Source organism: Pseudonocardia kunmingensis, from assembly GCF_006716445.1.
GTDB classification, from domain to species: Bacteria; Actinomycetota; Actinomycetes; order Mycobacteriales; family Pseudonocardiaceae; genus Pseudonocardia; species Pseudonocardia kunmingensis.
This window is the reverse complement of sequence record NZ_VFPA01000008.1, coordinates 120,128-134,951: the sequence shown is the minus strand read 5'-3', so window position 1 is coordinate 134,951 and position 14,824 is coordinate 120,128. Positions and strand designations below refer to the sequence as shown.

Below are 14,824 nucleotides of genomic sequence, written 5' to 3'. Positions count from 1 at the left end.
CTGAGATGCGACTCGGAACGATCACATCGGGGTCAGGAGGAGAGGCGCTCCACCAGCTTCTCCTCGACGGCAGGCCACTCCTGCGTGATCACGGAGTAGACCACCGTGTCGCGCAGCGTGCCGTCGGGGCGGACCCGGTGGGCCCGCAGCACACCCTCTCGCCGAGCGCCGAGCCGTTCGTTCGCGCGCTGCGACGCCTCGTTGCGGATGTCGGTCTCGAGCGACACCCGGTTGGCTCCGAGCTCCTCGAAGGCGTGGCGCAGCATCAGCAGCTTCGCCTCGCTGTTGAGCGGTGTGCGCTGCCAGCGCTTACCGATCCAGGTGTGACCGATCGACAGAACCCGATGGGCCGGATCGATCTGGTAGAAGGACGTCGTCCCCGCCACTTCCCCCGTCTTCGCGTCCACCTGCGCCCACGCGAGCCGGGATTCCTCGGCGAGGGACTTGTCGATGATCGCGCGCATACCCTCGACGTCGATCGGTGGGCGCACGGCGAGCCACGTCCAGATCTCCGGGTCGGAGCCCGCCTCGAAGAGCCCTGCGGCGTGCTCCGCGGCCAGTGGTTCGAGCCGGACCCGGTCACCGGACAACGTCGGACGATGCTTCCAGGCGTCGGTCATCCGCACAGCATACTGTATGCAGACGGCTCGGCGCTCATGTCGCCAGCTCCCGCCCGATCCGCCTCATGGCGCGACCGGGGCAGCTGGCGGCGGTGGCGACGATCCGGTTGGCGATCATCGGCGTGGCGCCACCCCCAGGACGGCGCCGAGGTGAGGGCCGGCCCCGACGTCGATTGACATTGACGTTCCCGTCAACAACCATCGCCTCCGGCAACGACGCCAATGTCACCGGAAGGACGTCGCATGCACGCTTCCGCCTCCGGACCGGTCGCCGTCGACACTCCCGAACGACGCCGGGCCCACCGGAAACTGCTGGCAGCGGGACTGTTCGGCAGTTCGATCGAGTGGTACGACTTCTTCGTCTACGGCACTGCGGCGGCGCTCGTGTTCCCCGTCGTGTTCTTCCCGGAGGCGACGCCGTTCACGGCGACCCTGCTCGCGTTCAGCACCTTCGCCGTCGGCTTCATCGCCCGCCCCTTGGGCGGCATCCTCGCCGGTCATTACGGCGACAAGATCGGGCGCAAGCCGATGGTCGTCCTCTGCCTGCTCCTGATGGGCGTCGCCACCTTCGCGATCGGCTGCCTGCCCTCGGCCGGGACCATCGGCGTCGCCGCGCCGATCCTGCTGGTGTCGCTGCGTTTCCTGCAGGGTCTCGCGTGCGGTGGCCAGTGGGGCGGCATCGTCCTGCTGCTCACCGAGTCGGCGGGCCCGAAGCGACGTGGGTTCGCCGGCACGTTCGGGCAGATGGGGGTGCCCCTCGGCCTGTTGCTGGGCAACCTGATGATGATCGCCGCGAGCCTGACGCTGTCCGACCAGGCGTTCGAGAGCTGGGGCTGGCGCGTGCCGTTCTGGTTCTCGATCGTCCTGTTCCCGCTCGTCGTCTACATCCACAACAAGGTCGAGGACTCGCCCGAGTTCAGGAACCTGCAGACCGAGGTGAAGGAGAAGCGCGCCGGCGCGGCGACGGTCGCGCAGGCCCCGCTGAGCGAGGCCGTTCGCAAGCACTGGGGCCGGATCCTGTTGGGCGCAGGCCTGCTGGCGGCCACGAACTCCGCGTTCTACGTCGGGATCGCCGGCTTCGTCAGCTACGGCACCCTGGATCGGACGGCCGGCGGGCTGGGGATGAGCCAGGACGTGATCCTCGCCAGCATCATGGCGACCTCGGTCCTCATGCCGCTGGTCATCCTGTGGGCGGGGCGGATGTCCGACCGGCTGGGCAGGCGGCCGTTGATCCTCGTCGGGGCGGGTCTGCTGATGGCGTGGGCGTTCCCGTTCTTCTGGTTGGCCGAGACGACGAGCGGTCCGCTGTTGTTCGTGGCGATGCTGATCAGCAGCACCGGCCAGGCGCTCACCTACGGTCCGCTGGCCGCGTTCATGGGCGAACTGTTCGAGGCCCGGGTCCGGTACTCGGGGGCATCGCTGGCGTACCAGCTCGCGGCGGTGGGGGTCAGCGGCTTCACCCCGCTGATCATGACGGCCATCATCGCGCAGACGCGGTCGACCGTCGGGGTCGCGCTGTTCCTGATCGCCATGGCTGCGATCACGCTGGCGAGTGCGTTCTTCCTCGAGGAGACGAACCCGGCAGCGGTGCGCAACGATCCGGCTGCCGTACCCGGCCGCGCCACGACGGTGCCGTGACGGCCCCGCAGACGCAGCGGCGCTCCGCGTTCGTCTCCACGGGCGCGGTGACGAGTGCGGCGCAGGAGCGGGCCCGGGCCGGCCGCCGGGAGACGGCCGGCCCCCGGCGCGCCGACCTGCTGACGGCCGCGGCCGCGTGCTTCGAGGAGCTGGGATACGCCGCGACCACCGTCGAGCTGATCGCGGCCCGGGCGCAGACGTCGCGGCCCACCTTCTACGCCTACCTGCGGTCGAAGGACGAGGCGTTCCTCGCGGTCACCGAACAGGTCTGCGACCGGCTGGAGGCCACGCAACAGCTGGACCGGATCGAATCCCTTCCCCCGCCGACGGTCCTGCGGGCCACCACGCGGGCCTTCGCCGAGGCCGTCTTCGCGACGGGCTCGTTGGTGGCGCTGATCGACAGCCGGGCGGGGATCGACCCTGCCGTCGGCGAGGTGTGGAGCGCGCTGCGGCACCGGATGAACCGGCGCTACGCCCATTACCTGTCCGGTCCGGCCGCGGGGTCGATCGATCCCTGCGCGCCGCCGGAACGGCTCGTGGTGATGCTGGGCGACGCCATCATCCGCGGCGCGGCCCGCCTCGGTCGCGCGCCCGAGGAGGTCCGGGAGCAGTTCGTCGATGACCAGATCCGCATGACCGAACGCTGCCTCGGCGTCGCCGCCGACGCGCGTCCCCGACGTCACGGAGCAGACCCCGATGCCCAAGGCACGTGACGCCGCCCTGGCCGAGATCCGCGCCCTGCAGGCGGCCAACTGGCCCGAGCAGGTGCCGCGGGACGTCGCGTATCCCGTCGAGGTACCCGCACTGCCCGACTACCTCCGGCACTGGGCGACGACCCGGCCGGACACCATCGCGATCTCCTTCTACGGACGGGACATCACCTACGCCGAGTACGACGAGCTCAGCGACCGCTTCGCCGGCTGGCTCGCCGGCCGGGGCGTGGCGCCCGGCCACCGGGTGGGTGTCTTCCTGGGCAACTGCCCGCAGTTCCTGATCGCCATGGCCGGGATCCTCAAGGCGGGCGCGGTGCACGTGCCGATCAACCCGATGTTCCGCGGCCACGAGCTCCGCTACGAGCTCGATGACGCGGGCGTCACGGTGCTGCTCGCGCAGGACGCGCTCGCCGACGTCGTCGAGGCGGTGCGCGACGGGTCCCCGGTGCGGCACGTGGCCTACACCGGCCTCGCCGACCTGCTCACCGACGAGCCCGACCTGCCGGTGCCCTTCGCCCGGACCGCGGAACGGTCGGACTGGGCCGAGATCAGCAGCTCCGCACGCGCGCAGCCGCGGCCCTGCGATCCCGACGCGCCGGCGGCGCTCAACTACACCGGTGGCACCACCGGCATGCCGAAGGGTTGTGAGCACACCCAGCGGCACATGGTGTACACGGCGGCGACCGCCACCCTGGGCGGCGGAACCGAGGTCGGTGCCCCCGACGTCGTGTCGCTGAACTTCCTGCCCGTGTTCTGGATCGCCGGCGAGGATTTCGGGATCCTCAATCCACTGGTCAACGGCCAGCAGGTCGTGCTGATGACCCGCTGGGACCCCGCCGTGGCGGCCGACCTCGTCGGGCGGCACGGCGTGACCGACATGGTCGCCACCGTCGACAACTACGTCGAGCTGCTGGAGCTGCCGGGCTTCGACGGCACGCGGCTGTCGTCGCTGCGCAACGCGCTCGCGGTGTCCTTCGTCCTCACGCTCACCCCGGAGATCCGCGCCCGGTGGCGCGCGGCCACCGGCACCGTGCTGCGCGAGGCCTCGTACGGCATGACCGAGACCCACACGGCTGACACCTTCACACTCGGGTTCCAGGACGACGACCGGGACCTGCACACCGATCCGGTGTTCTGCGGACTGCCGGTTCCGGGCACCGACATCCTGATCGTCGACGAGGCGGGCGAACCCGTGCCGGTCGGTGTGCCCGGGGAGATCATCGTGCGCAGCCCGTCGATCCTCACCGGCTACCACGGCAGGCCCGACGCCACCGCGGAGACCATCCGCGACGGCTGGCTGCACACCGGCGACGTCGGCCGGCTCGACGAGTGGGGAGCGCTGCACTACCTGGCGCGCACGAAGGAAATGATCAAGACGAACGGGATGAGCGTCTTCCCGTCGGAGATCGAGTCCCTGCTGCGCCTGCATCCCGCCATCCGAACGGTGTCGGTGGTCCCCCGCCCGGATCGCGCGAAGGGCCAGGTGGCGGTCGCCTTCGTGGAGGTCGCCGACGACGCCACCACCGGCGACGAGCTGCACAGCTGGGCCCGCGACAACATGGCCGCGTACAAGGTGCCCGAGTTCGAGATCGTCGCGCAGTTGCCCATGACGGCCACCGGCAAGATCCGCAAGGGTGATCTGTTCGACCGGGCCGCGGAGCTGGCTGCCGCCCGTGACCGGGCGTAGGGAAGCGCTCGTGCCGTTGAAGAAGCTCCTGATCGCCAACCGCGGCGAGATCGCGCTGCGCATCGTGCGCACCGCACGCGAGATGGATGTGCACACCGTCGCCCTCTACGCCGAGGACGACGCGGACACCCCGCACGTGCACGCCGCCGACGAGGCGCTGCCGCTGACCGGGTCAGGTCCGGCCGCCTACCTCGATCACGCGGCGGTGCTGGCCGCCGCCGCGCACTCCCGAGCCGACGCCGTGCATCCCGGCTACGGCTTCCTCGCGGAGAACGGGGAGTTCGCCCGCGCCTGCTCGGCAGCGGGCGTCGGCTTCGTGGGCCCGGCGCCCGCGGTCCTCGACACCTTGGGCGACAAGGCGGCCGCCCGCGCCGCGGCGGTGGCCTCGGGCGTCCCGGTGTCGGCCGCCACCTCCGGCGCCGCCGACCTCGACGAGGTGCGGGCGTTCCTCGCCGAGCACCCGCGAGGGATCATGATCAAAGCGCTTGCGGGCGGCGGCGGGCGCGGGATGCGCGTCGTGCGTGCGACAACCGCCGTGGACGAGGCGTACCGGGCCTGCGTCGCCGAGGCCGAGCTCGGTTTCGGGAGTCGGGAGGTGTTCGCCGAGGAGCTCCTCGACGCGGCCCGCCACATCGAGGTCCAGGTGGTGGCGGACGGATCGGCCGCGCTCGCGCTCGGCGACCGCGACTGCAGCGTGCAGCGGCGGCACCAGAAGCTGCTCGAGATCGCGCCTGCCACGGAGCTGCCGCCGGAGGTGCGCCGCCGCCTGCACGAGTCCGCGGCCCGGCTCTGCGCGGGTCTGCGCTACCGCGGCCTCGCCACGGTCGAGTTCATGGTGCGCGGCGAGACCTTCGTGTTCCTGGAGGTCAACCCTCGCATCCAGGTCGAGCACACCATCACCGAGGAGGTCACCGGGGTGGATCTGGTGGCCGCGCAGCTCGCCGTCGCCGGCGGTGCCGGCCTGGGCGACCTCGACCTCCCGGACGGCGTGCTGGCCGACGGCCACGGTGTGCGGGGCCGGCCGGCGGCCGCCGCGGGCGTCGCGGTCCAGGCCCGGGTCAACATCGAGACGATGACGGCCGACGGTGGTGCGGTACCGGGCGCGGGCACGCTCACGGCCTTCACCCCGCCCACCGGCCCGGGCATCCGCGTGGACACCTTCGGAGTTCCGGGCCTGGTGGTCAGCCCGCGCTACGACTCCCTGCTGGCGAAGGTCGTCGCGCGGGCGCGCACCCGCGCCGCCGCCCTGTCCAAGGTGGACGCGGCGCTGGGCGAGTTCACCGTCGACGGCGCCCCGACCAACATCGGTTTCCTCCGCGCGCTCCTCGCGGACGCCGATCTCCGGGCCGGCCCGGTCGACACCACGTTCCTCGCCGGACGCATGGAGCGGCTGGTCGCGGCGGCCGATGCACACCCTCGGGTCGCCGCGTCGCGGGCCGCCGCCGTGGAGCTGCGCGCCCACGAGGAGGTCGTGCGCGCCGGGATGGCGGGCACCGTGGTCACCACGGCCGCGGAGGGCGACGAGGTGCCCGCGGGCGGTCCGCTGGCGGTGCTGGAGGCCATGAAGATGGAGCACGTCCTGGCCGCCGAGCAGGTGGTGCGGGTGGTACGCGTGCTCGTCCGGCCCGGCACCACGGTGTCGCCGGGCGACCCGCTCGTCGTGTACGAACCGGCCGGCGCGGCCGGGCCCGGGGCCGGTTCCGAGCTCGACCTGGATGCCATCCGCCCCGACCTCCAGGAGGTCCGCGAGCGGCAGGCCGTCACCCGGGACGCGCGCCGCCCGGACGCGGTGGCCACGCGGCACCGGCTCGGCCGTCGTACCGCACGGGAGAACATCCTCGACCTGGTCGATCCGGACAGCTTCGTCGAGTACGGGTCGCTGGTGCTCGCGGCCCAGCGCAGCCGGCGCTCGGAGGAGGACCTGATCGCCCACACGCCGGGCGACGGCCTCGTCACCGGCGTCGCCACCATCGGCGCGGAGCGCTTCGGCCGGCCGGCGGCCGAGGCCGTGGTGCTGTCCTACGACTACACCGTGCTCGCCGGTACCCAGGGGATGCGCAACCACGCCAAGACCGACCGGATCCTCGGGGTGGCACGACAGCGCCGGCTGCCCGTCGTGCTGTTCGCGGAGGGCGGCGGTGGCCGGCCCGGTGACACCGACCTGGACATCGTCGCCGGGCTGGACGTCCCGACCTTCCGGCTGATGGGCGCGCTGTCCGGCGCCGCACCGACCGTCGCGATCGTCTCCGGGCGCTGCTTCGCCGGCAACGCCGCACTGGCCGGCGCCTGCGACGTGATCATCGCGACCCCCGAGGCGAACATCGGCATGGGCGGGCCGGCGATGATCTCCGGTGGCGGGCTGGGCGAGTACCGCCCCGAGGAGATCGGCCCGATCGACGTGCAATGCCGCAACGGCGTCGTCGACCTCGTCGCCCGCGACGAGGCGCACGCCGTCGACCTGGCACGCCGCTACCTCGCGTACTTCCGGAGCCCGCTGTCCCCGGGCGAGGGGGTGGAGTGGGAGGCGCCGGATCCGCGCCTCGCCCGGCACGCGGTGCCCGAGAACCGGCTGCGCGCCTACGACATCCGCGCCGCGATCGACGCCGTCGTCGACGTGGGCTCGGTCCTGGAACTGCGCCCGGACCACGGCGCCGGCATCGTCACGGCGCTCGTCCGTGTGGAGGGCGTCGCGTACGGCCTGATCGCCAACAGCAGCCACCACCTGGGCGGAGCCATCGACGCCGAGGCGGCCGACAAGCTGGCGGAGTTCCTGACGCTCTGCGAGTCGCACCGGCTGCCGATCGTCTCCCTCTGCGACACCCCCGGGTTCATGGTCGGCCCGGAGGCGGAGAAGGAGGCCACGGTCAAGCGCTTCGGCAGGCTCTTCGTGCTCGGTGCCCGCCTGACGGTGCCGTTCGGCGCCGTCGTGCTCCGTAAGGGCTACGGCCTGGGCGCCATGGCGATGACCGGCGGCTCGTTCCGGGCACCGCAGTTCACCGTGGCGTGGCCGACCGGCGAGATCGGCGGCATGGGGCTCGAGGGCTCGGTCCGGCTGGGCTACCGCAAGGAGCTCGCGGCGGCCCCCGACGAGGTCGCGCGCCGGGAGCTCTACGACCAGCTCGTCGCCCAGGCCTATGCCCGCGGGCGCGCCCTGCGCGCGGCCACGACCTTCGAGCTCGACGACGTCATCGATCCCGCTGACACCCGCCGCTGGATCAGCACGCTCCGCTCCCCGCCGGCCGCACGAGCGCAGGAGTGAGCTGCCCGGGGCTCCGGCCGGGAATGACGCACCCCGGCAGGTTCTTCGGAGATCAGCCTCGGGGACGGGTCAGGTCAGCAGCCGGCCCCACCGGCTCGCGAGTCCGGGGAGCCCGGCCATCGTCAGGCACCGCCACAACGTGACGGCAACCGAGTCCAACGCTGCGAGTCCGGTCTCGGCCTCGACCCGCTCGGCGATCGGTGCCCCGTAGAGGTTGGTGCACAGGTAGATCAGGGCCTCCGGGGTACCGCGCCGGTCCCCCGCCAGCTCGAGCGACGGGACCAGGAGTTCCTCCGGACGCACGCGGGCGAACGACTCGTTGACGTCGAGCCCGAGGTGGTGCTCGGCCACCACCCGGACGCCCTCCGCCGCGTACCGCTCGATGATGGCGGTGTTGACGTCGCCGGTGTACGGGGTGACCAGGCCGAGCCGGGTGAGGCCGAACCGGGCGAACGCGTCCAGGTAGGCCAGGGTGGAAGTCGTCGCGGGCACCCCGGTGGCCTGCGTGATGCGCTCCACCAGCTCGCGGTCGTGCTCCGGTCCGAGCCACGATCCGGCGGTGCCGTTCCACGCGATGACGTCGACGTCCGCGGTGCGCAGCAACCTGGCGGCCGCCACCATCGCCGAGTGGTCGAACTGCCGGCCGGCCTCGCCGTCCAGCGCGATGCGCGTGACCTCGACCCGGGTGAAGTGGACGGTGACGTCCTCCCGGTCGCCCAGGATCCGGTAGGTCTGCGGCTCCAGGCAGGTGTTCGAGGAGGGGACGATCATCCCCACCCGTGCGGGGCGCCCCATCAGACCCGCACCTCCGCCCGCGCGAGGCCCTGCTCGCGCACGCCGCGCCGCGGCACGAACCGGCCCACCGCGCCGGGGTCGACGAACACCCCGTCGTCCAGGACGACGCGGCCTCCCGAGACGACGGTGGCGGGCCAGCCGGCGAGCTCCACGCCGTCGAAGGGGGAGAAGTCCGTGCCCATGTGCAGGTGGGCGCTCTCGACGGGGCGCGCCTCGTCGGGGTCGAACAGCACGAGGTCGGCGTCGTAGCCCACCGCGATCACTCCCTTCGCGTCGAGCCCGTTGATGCGGGCCGGGGCGGTGGCGAACAGCTCGACGAACCGCTCGACGCCGAGTCCGCGCCCGCGCACCAGGCTGGTGAACGCCGCCGGCATCCGGGTCTCCACGCCCGGGAGCCCGTGCGGCATCTCCCGGACATCGTCGCTGCGCCGCCGCTTCTGCGCGAGGTCGTAGCACGAGTGGTCCGAGGCGATGGTGTCGACGTGGCCCCAGGCCACCCGGTCGAGCAGGCCGTCCACCGCCGCGCGGGGGCGCATCGGCGGGCAGCAGGCGAACTTCTCCGGATCGGACGAGGCGTAGACGCCCTCGTCGAACGCGAGGTAGTGCGGGCACGTCTCGGAGAACGCGGCGCGGCCCTCGGCACGGGCCTGCCGGACCGCGTCCACCGCCTCCGGGGTGGTCTGGTGCACGAAGTACACGGGCGCTCCGGTGTACTGCGCCATCGCCAGCACCTCGCGCACCGAGGCGTCCTCGGAGATCGCCGGCCGCGTCTCGTGCAGGTGCGAGACGGCGAGCTGGTGGTCGTGGGCGCAGGTCGCGACCCGGTCCTCGATGATCGCGTCGTGCTCGGAGTGGATGTAGGTCAGCCCGTCGAGGCGGACCATCTCCTTCATGACGTGGACGATCGTGTCGTCGTCGGCCATCGTCGTGCCGCGGTTGGTCGTGTAGAGCTTCACCGACCGGATGCCGCGTTCCGCCATCCATTCCAGCTGCGCCGGCACGGTCTCGTCCCACGCCACGACCGCGCCGTGCAGCGCGACGTCGCACCGGGCGCCCGCCATCAGGGCCAGCTTGTTCTCGGCCGCGGCCCGCGGGGACTCCTGCGGACCGGCCGGGATGCCGAAGTCGATGATCGTCGTCGTGCCGCCGTGCAGGGCCGCGGTGGTGGCCACCTGGAAGGTGTCGAGCGACTTGTAGGCGCCGGTGACCTGCTCGACGTGGCAGTGCGCGTCGACCCCGCCGGGGATGAGCAGCTTCCCGGTGGCGTCGATCGTCCGGCGGGCGGCGGGCAGGTCGGGAGTGCCGGTCCGGTACAGCCCGGCGATCACGCCGCCGGCGACGCCGACGTGGCAGTGCAGCCTCCCGTCGGCGTTGACGACCGTGGCGTTCGTGAGGAGCAGGTCCAGTGGCATGGGGATCACTTCCTGATCGGGAGCTGCCGGGCGAGCAGGCCGGCCAGCTCGGGGGAGAGCCCGGCGTTGGCCTTGGCCGGAGGCGCGGCGAAGCTGCCCCCGCGGTGCGTGCCGGGAGCCAGGCGGACGAGGACCTCCGCCTGCGCGACACCGGCGGAGATGCCGTCCACGACCGGCACCGGGATCTCCGCCGCCACCTCCCGCGCCAGCCCGGCGAGCGGCGCCCCGGCGAGGATGACGACGTCGGCGCCGTCGGAGTCCACCACCTCGTTCGCGAGCCGGACGAGATCGGCGCGGAAGTCCTGCTGCACCGACCCGATCCCGCGCAGCGGGGTGCGCAGCGAGCGGATCGAGGCGAGCCGGGACTCCAGCCCGTTGCGCCCGACGCACTCGCGGTACCAGGCGGTGATCCGCCCGGAGATCGCGACGATCGAGAACCGCGCCCCGAGCAGGGAGGCCGTCGCCAGCGCCGCCTCGGTGATCCCGACGACCGGCACGTCGACGAGCTCCTTGAGGGCCGGCATCCCGGGATCGCCGAAGGCAGCGACCATGACGGCGTCCGCGTCGCCCGCGTCCTCCGCGATGATCTGGGAGACCGCCGGCGCCGCGAGGAGCGACTCGAGGCGGGTCTCGATGTACTCGACGCCGGAACGCGCGGTCCGGACCGTGATCTCGGTGCCCGGGGCGGCGGCCCGGAGTGCCTCGGTGCGGATCAGCGCCGAGACGTCGTCGCTGATGTTGGGGTTGATCACGAGCAGCTTCATCTCGCTCCTCAGACCGGCAGCCGGCGGCTGTAGTCGAGCACGACCACGGAGACGGCCATGACGACGCCCGCGCCGACGAAGTAGGCCAGCGCCCAGGCGTAGCCGCCGGTGGCGCCGACGATCAGGCCGATGACGATCGGGGTGACGAACCCGTTGACGTTGCCGCTGAGGTTCATCGCCCCGCCGAGGATGCCGGCGTTCTTCCGGCCGCCGAGTGTCGCCGGGATGCTCCAGAACAGCCCGACCCAGCGCAGGAAGAACAGCACCACGGACAGGAGCGCGACGGCGGCCACGGAGTTGTCCACGAAGATCACGCCGATCAGGCCGGCGACGACGATGGCGCTCGACGTGCCCAGCAGGGTGCGCATCACGAGGTTGGCCGAGCCGCCACGGGCGCGCCAGGCGTCCGCGACGTAGCCGCCCAGCAGCTCACCGACGAACCCGGACCCGAAGATGACGAACGTGCCCCAGCCGACCTCGGCGAGGTCGAAGCCCTTGGCCTCGGACAGGTAGAGCGGGCCCCAGGTGAGCAGGCCGTAGAACACGCCGTTGAACCCGAGCCAGCCCAGGCACATCGCCCAGAACGAGCGGAACCGCAGGTACGGGAGCAGCCCGGTCCGACCGGGGGAGACCACCTCGGCCGCGACGCGGTCCTCCTCCGCGTGGGAGGCCTCGATGAACGCGGCCTCGGCCTCGTTCACCGCCTTGTGCTCGCGCGGGGTGTCCCGGATGTAGCGCCAGGCCAGGATGCCGAACAGGGCGGTGGCGATGCCTGCGGCGACGAAGGCGCCCCGCCAGCTCCCGGTCCAGGCGATCAGGGCGGTGATCACGATGCCGCCGATGCCCGCTCCCAGCGGGGCGCCGGCGTCGAGGATCGTCGCGCCGCGTCCCCGCTCGTGGGAGGCCATCCAGGTGGCGTTGAGCTTGCCGCCGGCCGGCATGATCGCCGCCTCGGTGACGCCGATCGCGGCGCGGGCGGTGAAGAGGCTGGCGAAGTTCCACGCCAGTCCGGAGGCGGCGGTGGCCACGCCCCAGCCCACGGTGGAGGCCGTCGCCATCTTGCGGGGACCGAGCTTGTCCACGAGCCAGCCGCCGGGGATCTGCATGGACGCGTAGGCGAAGAAGAAGGCGGACAGGAGCAGGCCGGTCGCCTCGGACGAGAGGCCGAACTCCTCCTTGATCAGCGGCATCGCGACCGAGATCGAGCCGCGGTCGACGTAGTTCAGGGTGACGAGGCCGAGCAGCAGGACGAACAGCGTCCAGCGCACGCGGGTGGGCCTGGCGTCCTCGGTGAGCGGCCCGCCGCCCGGACTCGAGTCGGTGGGAACGACGGGATGGTCGACGGCCATGTCTGGCTCCTTCGCGCAGGCTGGGAGGACGCGTCGGCGCGGCCTACGGGTGCCTCGACCGGTGTCGGCGCCAACATTTGGGATCCCAAGCAGGACCGTAGGGACGGTTCGGCCGGAGTGTCAATGGGCGCGCGGAGGCGGGAGACGCGAGGAGGTCGAGCACCGATCTTCGTCCGGTGCCGGACCGGCACCTCGTCCCGGCGTCAGCCGAAGAGGTGGGCGAGGGTCAGCCGGCGGTAGGACAGCACGTGCGCGCGGGCGACCTCGGCCGCCCGCTCCGGCTCCGCCGCCTCGATGGCGGAGCAGAGCTCGTCGTGCTCGGCGCTGAGGCGCTCGAAGTCGGGGATCTGCCGGAACAGCCAGTGCAGGCGACCCAGCAGCGGCTCCAGCATGCTTTGGAGCAACTCATTTCCGGAAAGCGCAATGATCTCGTCGTGGAACTGCGAGTTGGCCGCATGGGCGGCATCGGGCGCGCCGCGAGCAATTGCTTGCTGCGCTTCGTTGACGTAGTGGCGCAGCTTGTGGGGAGCATTGTCGGCAACCCGTGCAGCGGCCAGCCGGACCGCCAGCACCTCGAGCGCCTCCCGGATGTCGAAAAGCTCGATGACGTCGCGCTCGGTGAGGGTCTTCACCACGATGCCGCGGGAGGAGAGGTTCTCGACCAGACCTTCGTTCTGCAGCACTCGCAAGGCCTCGCGCACCGGCAGCCGGGAGACGTCGAACCGCTCGGCGAGCTCGCGCTCGACCAGCCGTGAGCCCGGGGGGAAGGCGCCGGAGAAGATGTGCGATCGTATCTGGTCACCAACGATGTCGCGCAGCGGTTTCTGGTTCCGATACAACTTGCTCGACGGCGTGGCCACCGGCCTCACACTTCCTCGGTTGTCACTGCACTCGCAAGCGAGCTCGTGGCCCAGCCGCGATGGGTGTCGCCTTCGATCAGCCTACGGGCTCCCGGTCCGAATCGGCCATCATCTGCAGGACCATCCGCCGCGAGGCGCCGATGTGGTCGAGCGCGGCAGCAGCAGCCCGGTCCGGGTCGTGGTCCGCGATCGCCCGGTAGAGGTCGTCGTGGTCGCGGAGCACCCGCTCGTGCTCGACGTTCTGGCGGAACAACCAGTGCAGCCGGCCGGTGAGCGGGGCCAGCATCTCGGGGATCAGCTGGTTCCCGGCGAGGCGGTGGATCTCCTCGTGGAAGGCCGTGTTGGCCTCGTCCACGGTGTCCGACGCTCCAGCGGCCAGTGCCTGCCGGCCCGTGTCGAGCAGCCGTGCCAGCGTGTCCAGCCCTGGCTGATCGGCGCGTTCGGCCGCCCGCCGGGCGGCCACCACCTCGAGCGCCTCGCGGACGTCGAACAGATCCTCGACGTCCTGGCGGTCGAGCCTGCGGACCAGCACACCGCCCCGGCGGGGCAGGACCGACACCATCCCCTCGCTCTCCAGCATCCGGATGGCCTCGCGGACGGGGATGCGAGACACCCCGAGCTCCTCCGCGATGGCAGACTCGTACAGCCGGTCCCCCGGCGCCACCCTGCCGTCGCCGATGCGCGCGCGAAGCTCGTCGCGGACCTGGTCGCGCAGCGGTGGCGCGCCGCGCCGGGCCCGCATCCCGCCATCTCCGATGGATGGCTCCCGGGCCACCTGGTGCTGCTCGGTCACCGGTGGATCATGCCCCCACCGCGGCGAGCTGCACGGTGAGCTCGGCGCTCAGGGTCTCGGTGGTCGACCGCAGGTGCGGCACGGCCCGCCGGACCAGCTCGTCGGTCATCCGCGTGGTCGGCCCGGAGATCGAGATACCCGCGGGCGCCGGGCCGCCCGCGAGGGCGACGGCGACGCAGCGCACGCCGACCTCCTGTTCGCCCTCGTCGAGGGCGTAGCCGCGCTCGCGGACCTGCTCGAGCTCGCGGAGGTAGGCCGCCACATCGGTGATCGTGTTGTCGGTGTGCGCCACGAACTCGGTGCGCCGCAGCACGGCGTGCACCGTCGCCGGAGGCAGCTGGGCGAGGATCGCCTTGCCGACGGCCGTGCAGTGCGGCGACACCCTCCTGCCCACCTCGGTGAACATCCGCATCGCGTGCCGTCCCGGCGCCTGGACCACGTAGATGACCTGCCCGCCGTCGAACATCGCCAGGTTGGCGGTCTCCCCCAGGACGTCCACGAGGTGCGCGAGGTGCGGCTCGGCCGACGCCCCGACGAGGCGGCCGGACCTGTCACCGAGCCGGACCAGCCGCGGGCCGAGCGCGTACCGGCGCGAGGGCTGCTGTCGCACGTAGCCACGGTCGGCCAGGGTGCGCAGGAGCCGGTGGATCGTCGGCAGCGGCAGGCCCGACGAGGCCGCCAGCTCGGACAGGCCCGCGACGCCACCGGCGTCGGCCATCGCCTCCAGCAGGTCGAACGCCCGCTCGACCGACTGCACGCCGCCGGCTCCCTGCGCGACCGGCGGGCGACCCGTCATTCCGCGACCCGGCTGCACGCGTACCGCAACTTCCACATGGCGAAAGTATACGACCGCGCCGTCTCTGGGGCCGGCGGCCTTGACTTCCGCATGGTGGAGCGTAACTTCTGCGATGCAAAAACCGCCGCGACCTTCAGG

12 protein-coding genes are annotated in these 14,824 nt (G+C 72.3%); 4 read left to right on the top strand and 8 right to left on the bottom strand.

What is annotated here, in order from left to right; all coding sequences use genetic code 11:
• Positions 1-32: 32 nt before the first annotated feature.
• Entirely contained in the window at positions 33-620 is a 588-nt protein-coding gene (locus FB558_RS41230) for a GNAT family N-acetyltransferase (protein ID WP_142064751.1), read from the bottom strand.
• Positions 621-863: 243 nt separating this feature from the next.
• On the opposite strand from FB558_RS41230, the gene FB558_RS41225 reads away from it, so the two are divergent.
• From FB558_RS41225 to FB558_RS41210, 4 genes are read left to right on the top strand one after another with little or no spacing between them, the layout of a single operon-like run.
• A complete protein-coding gene (locus FB558_RS41225; RefSeq protein ID WP_142064748.1) occupies positions 864-2,258 on the top strand; it encodes an MFS transporter in 1,395 nt (464 codons plus the stop codon).
• Positions 2,255-2,971: a TetR/AcrR family transcriptional regulator gene (locus FB558_RS41220; RefSeq protein ID WP_246107139.1), complete on the top strand. Its 717-nt coding sequence runs from the start codon at positions 2,255-2,257 to the stop codon at positions 2,969-2,971. Before FB558_RS41225 ends, FB558_RS41220 begins: the two co-directional genes overlap by 4 nt.
• Positions 2,955-4,658 (top strand): AMP-binding protein, encoded by a 1,704-nt coding sequence (locus FB558_RS41215; protein ID WP_142064744.1) that lies wholly within the window; start codon positions 2,955-2,957, stop codon positions 4,656-4,658. Before FB558_RS41220 ends, FB558_RS41215 begins: the two co-directional genes overlap by 17 nt.
• Positions 4,645-7,917 (top strand): acetyl-CoA carboxylase family protein, encoded by a 3,273-nt coding sequence (locus FB558_RS41210; RefSeq protein WP_246107138.1) that lies wholly within the window; start codon positions 4,645-4,647, stop codon positions 7,915-7,917. The genes FB558_RS41215 and FB558_RS41210 overlap by 14 nt, the downstream gene beginning before the upstream one ends.
• Before the next feature lie 69 nt (positions 7,918-7,986).
• Here FB558_RS41210 and FB558_RS41205 read toward each other — a convergent pair whose 3' ends face one another.
• From FB558_RS41205 to FB558_RS41175, 7 genes are all read right to left on the bottom strand, one after another.
• Complete coding sequence (locus FB558_RS41205) at positions 7,987-8,712, bottom strand: maleate cis-trans isomerase family protein (protein ID WP_142064741.1); 726 nt, start codon at positions 8,710-8,712, stop codon at positions 7,987-7,989.
• The gene (locus tag FB558_RS41200; protein ID WP_142064738.1) at positions 8,712-10,124 is read right to left on the bottom strand and encodes a dihydroorotase; all 1,413 of its coding nucleotides are present in this window, start codon (positions 10,122-10,124) and stop codon (positions 8,712-8,714) included. Before FB558_RS41200 ends, FB558_RS41205 begins: the two co-directional genes overlap by 1 nt.
• Before the next feature lie 5 nt (positions 10,125-10,129).
• Complete coding sequence (locus FB558_RS41195; RefSeq protein WP_142064735.1) at positions 10,130-10,888, bottom strand: aspartate/glutamate racemase family protein; 759 nt, start codon at positions 10,886-10,888, stop codon at positions 10,130-10,132.
• Positions 10,889-10,896: 8 nt separating this feature from the next.
• Entirely contained in the window at positions 10,897-12,237 is a 1,341-nt protein-coding gene (locus FB558_RS41190) for an MFS transporter (protein WP_142064732.1), read from the bottom strand.
• 203 nt (positions 12,238-12,440) lie between these two features.
• Positions 12,441-13,097: a GntR family transcriptional regulator gene (locus FB558_RS41185; RefSeq protein WP_211367215.1), complete on the bottom strand. Its 657-nt coding sequence runs from the start codon at positions 13,095-13,097 to the stop codon at positions 12,441-12,443.
• A gap of 76 nt (positions 13,098-13,173) precedes the next feature.
• Positions 13,174-13,890, bottom strand: coding sequence for a GntR family transcriptional regulator (locus FB558_RS41180; protein ID WP_342787756.1), 717 nt, complete (start codon positions 13,888-13,890; stop codon positions 13,174-13,176).
• Between the two features lie 7 nt (positions 13,891-13,897).
• On the bottom strand, positions 13,898-14,686 hold the full coding sequence (locus FB558_RS41175; protein WP_142064729.1) for an IclR family transcriptional regulator: 789 nt from the start codon (positions 14,684-14,686) through the stop codon (positions 13,898-13,900).
• Positions 14,687-14,824 lie beyond the last annotated feature (138 nt).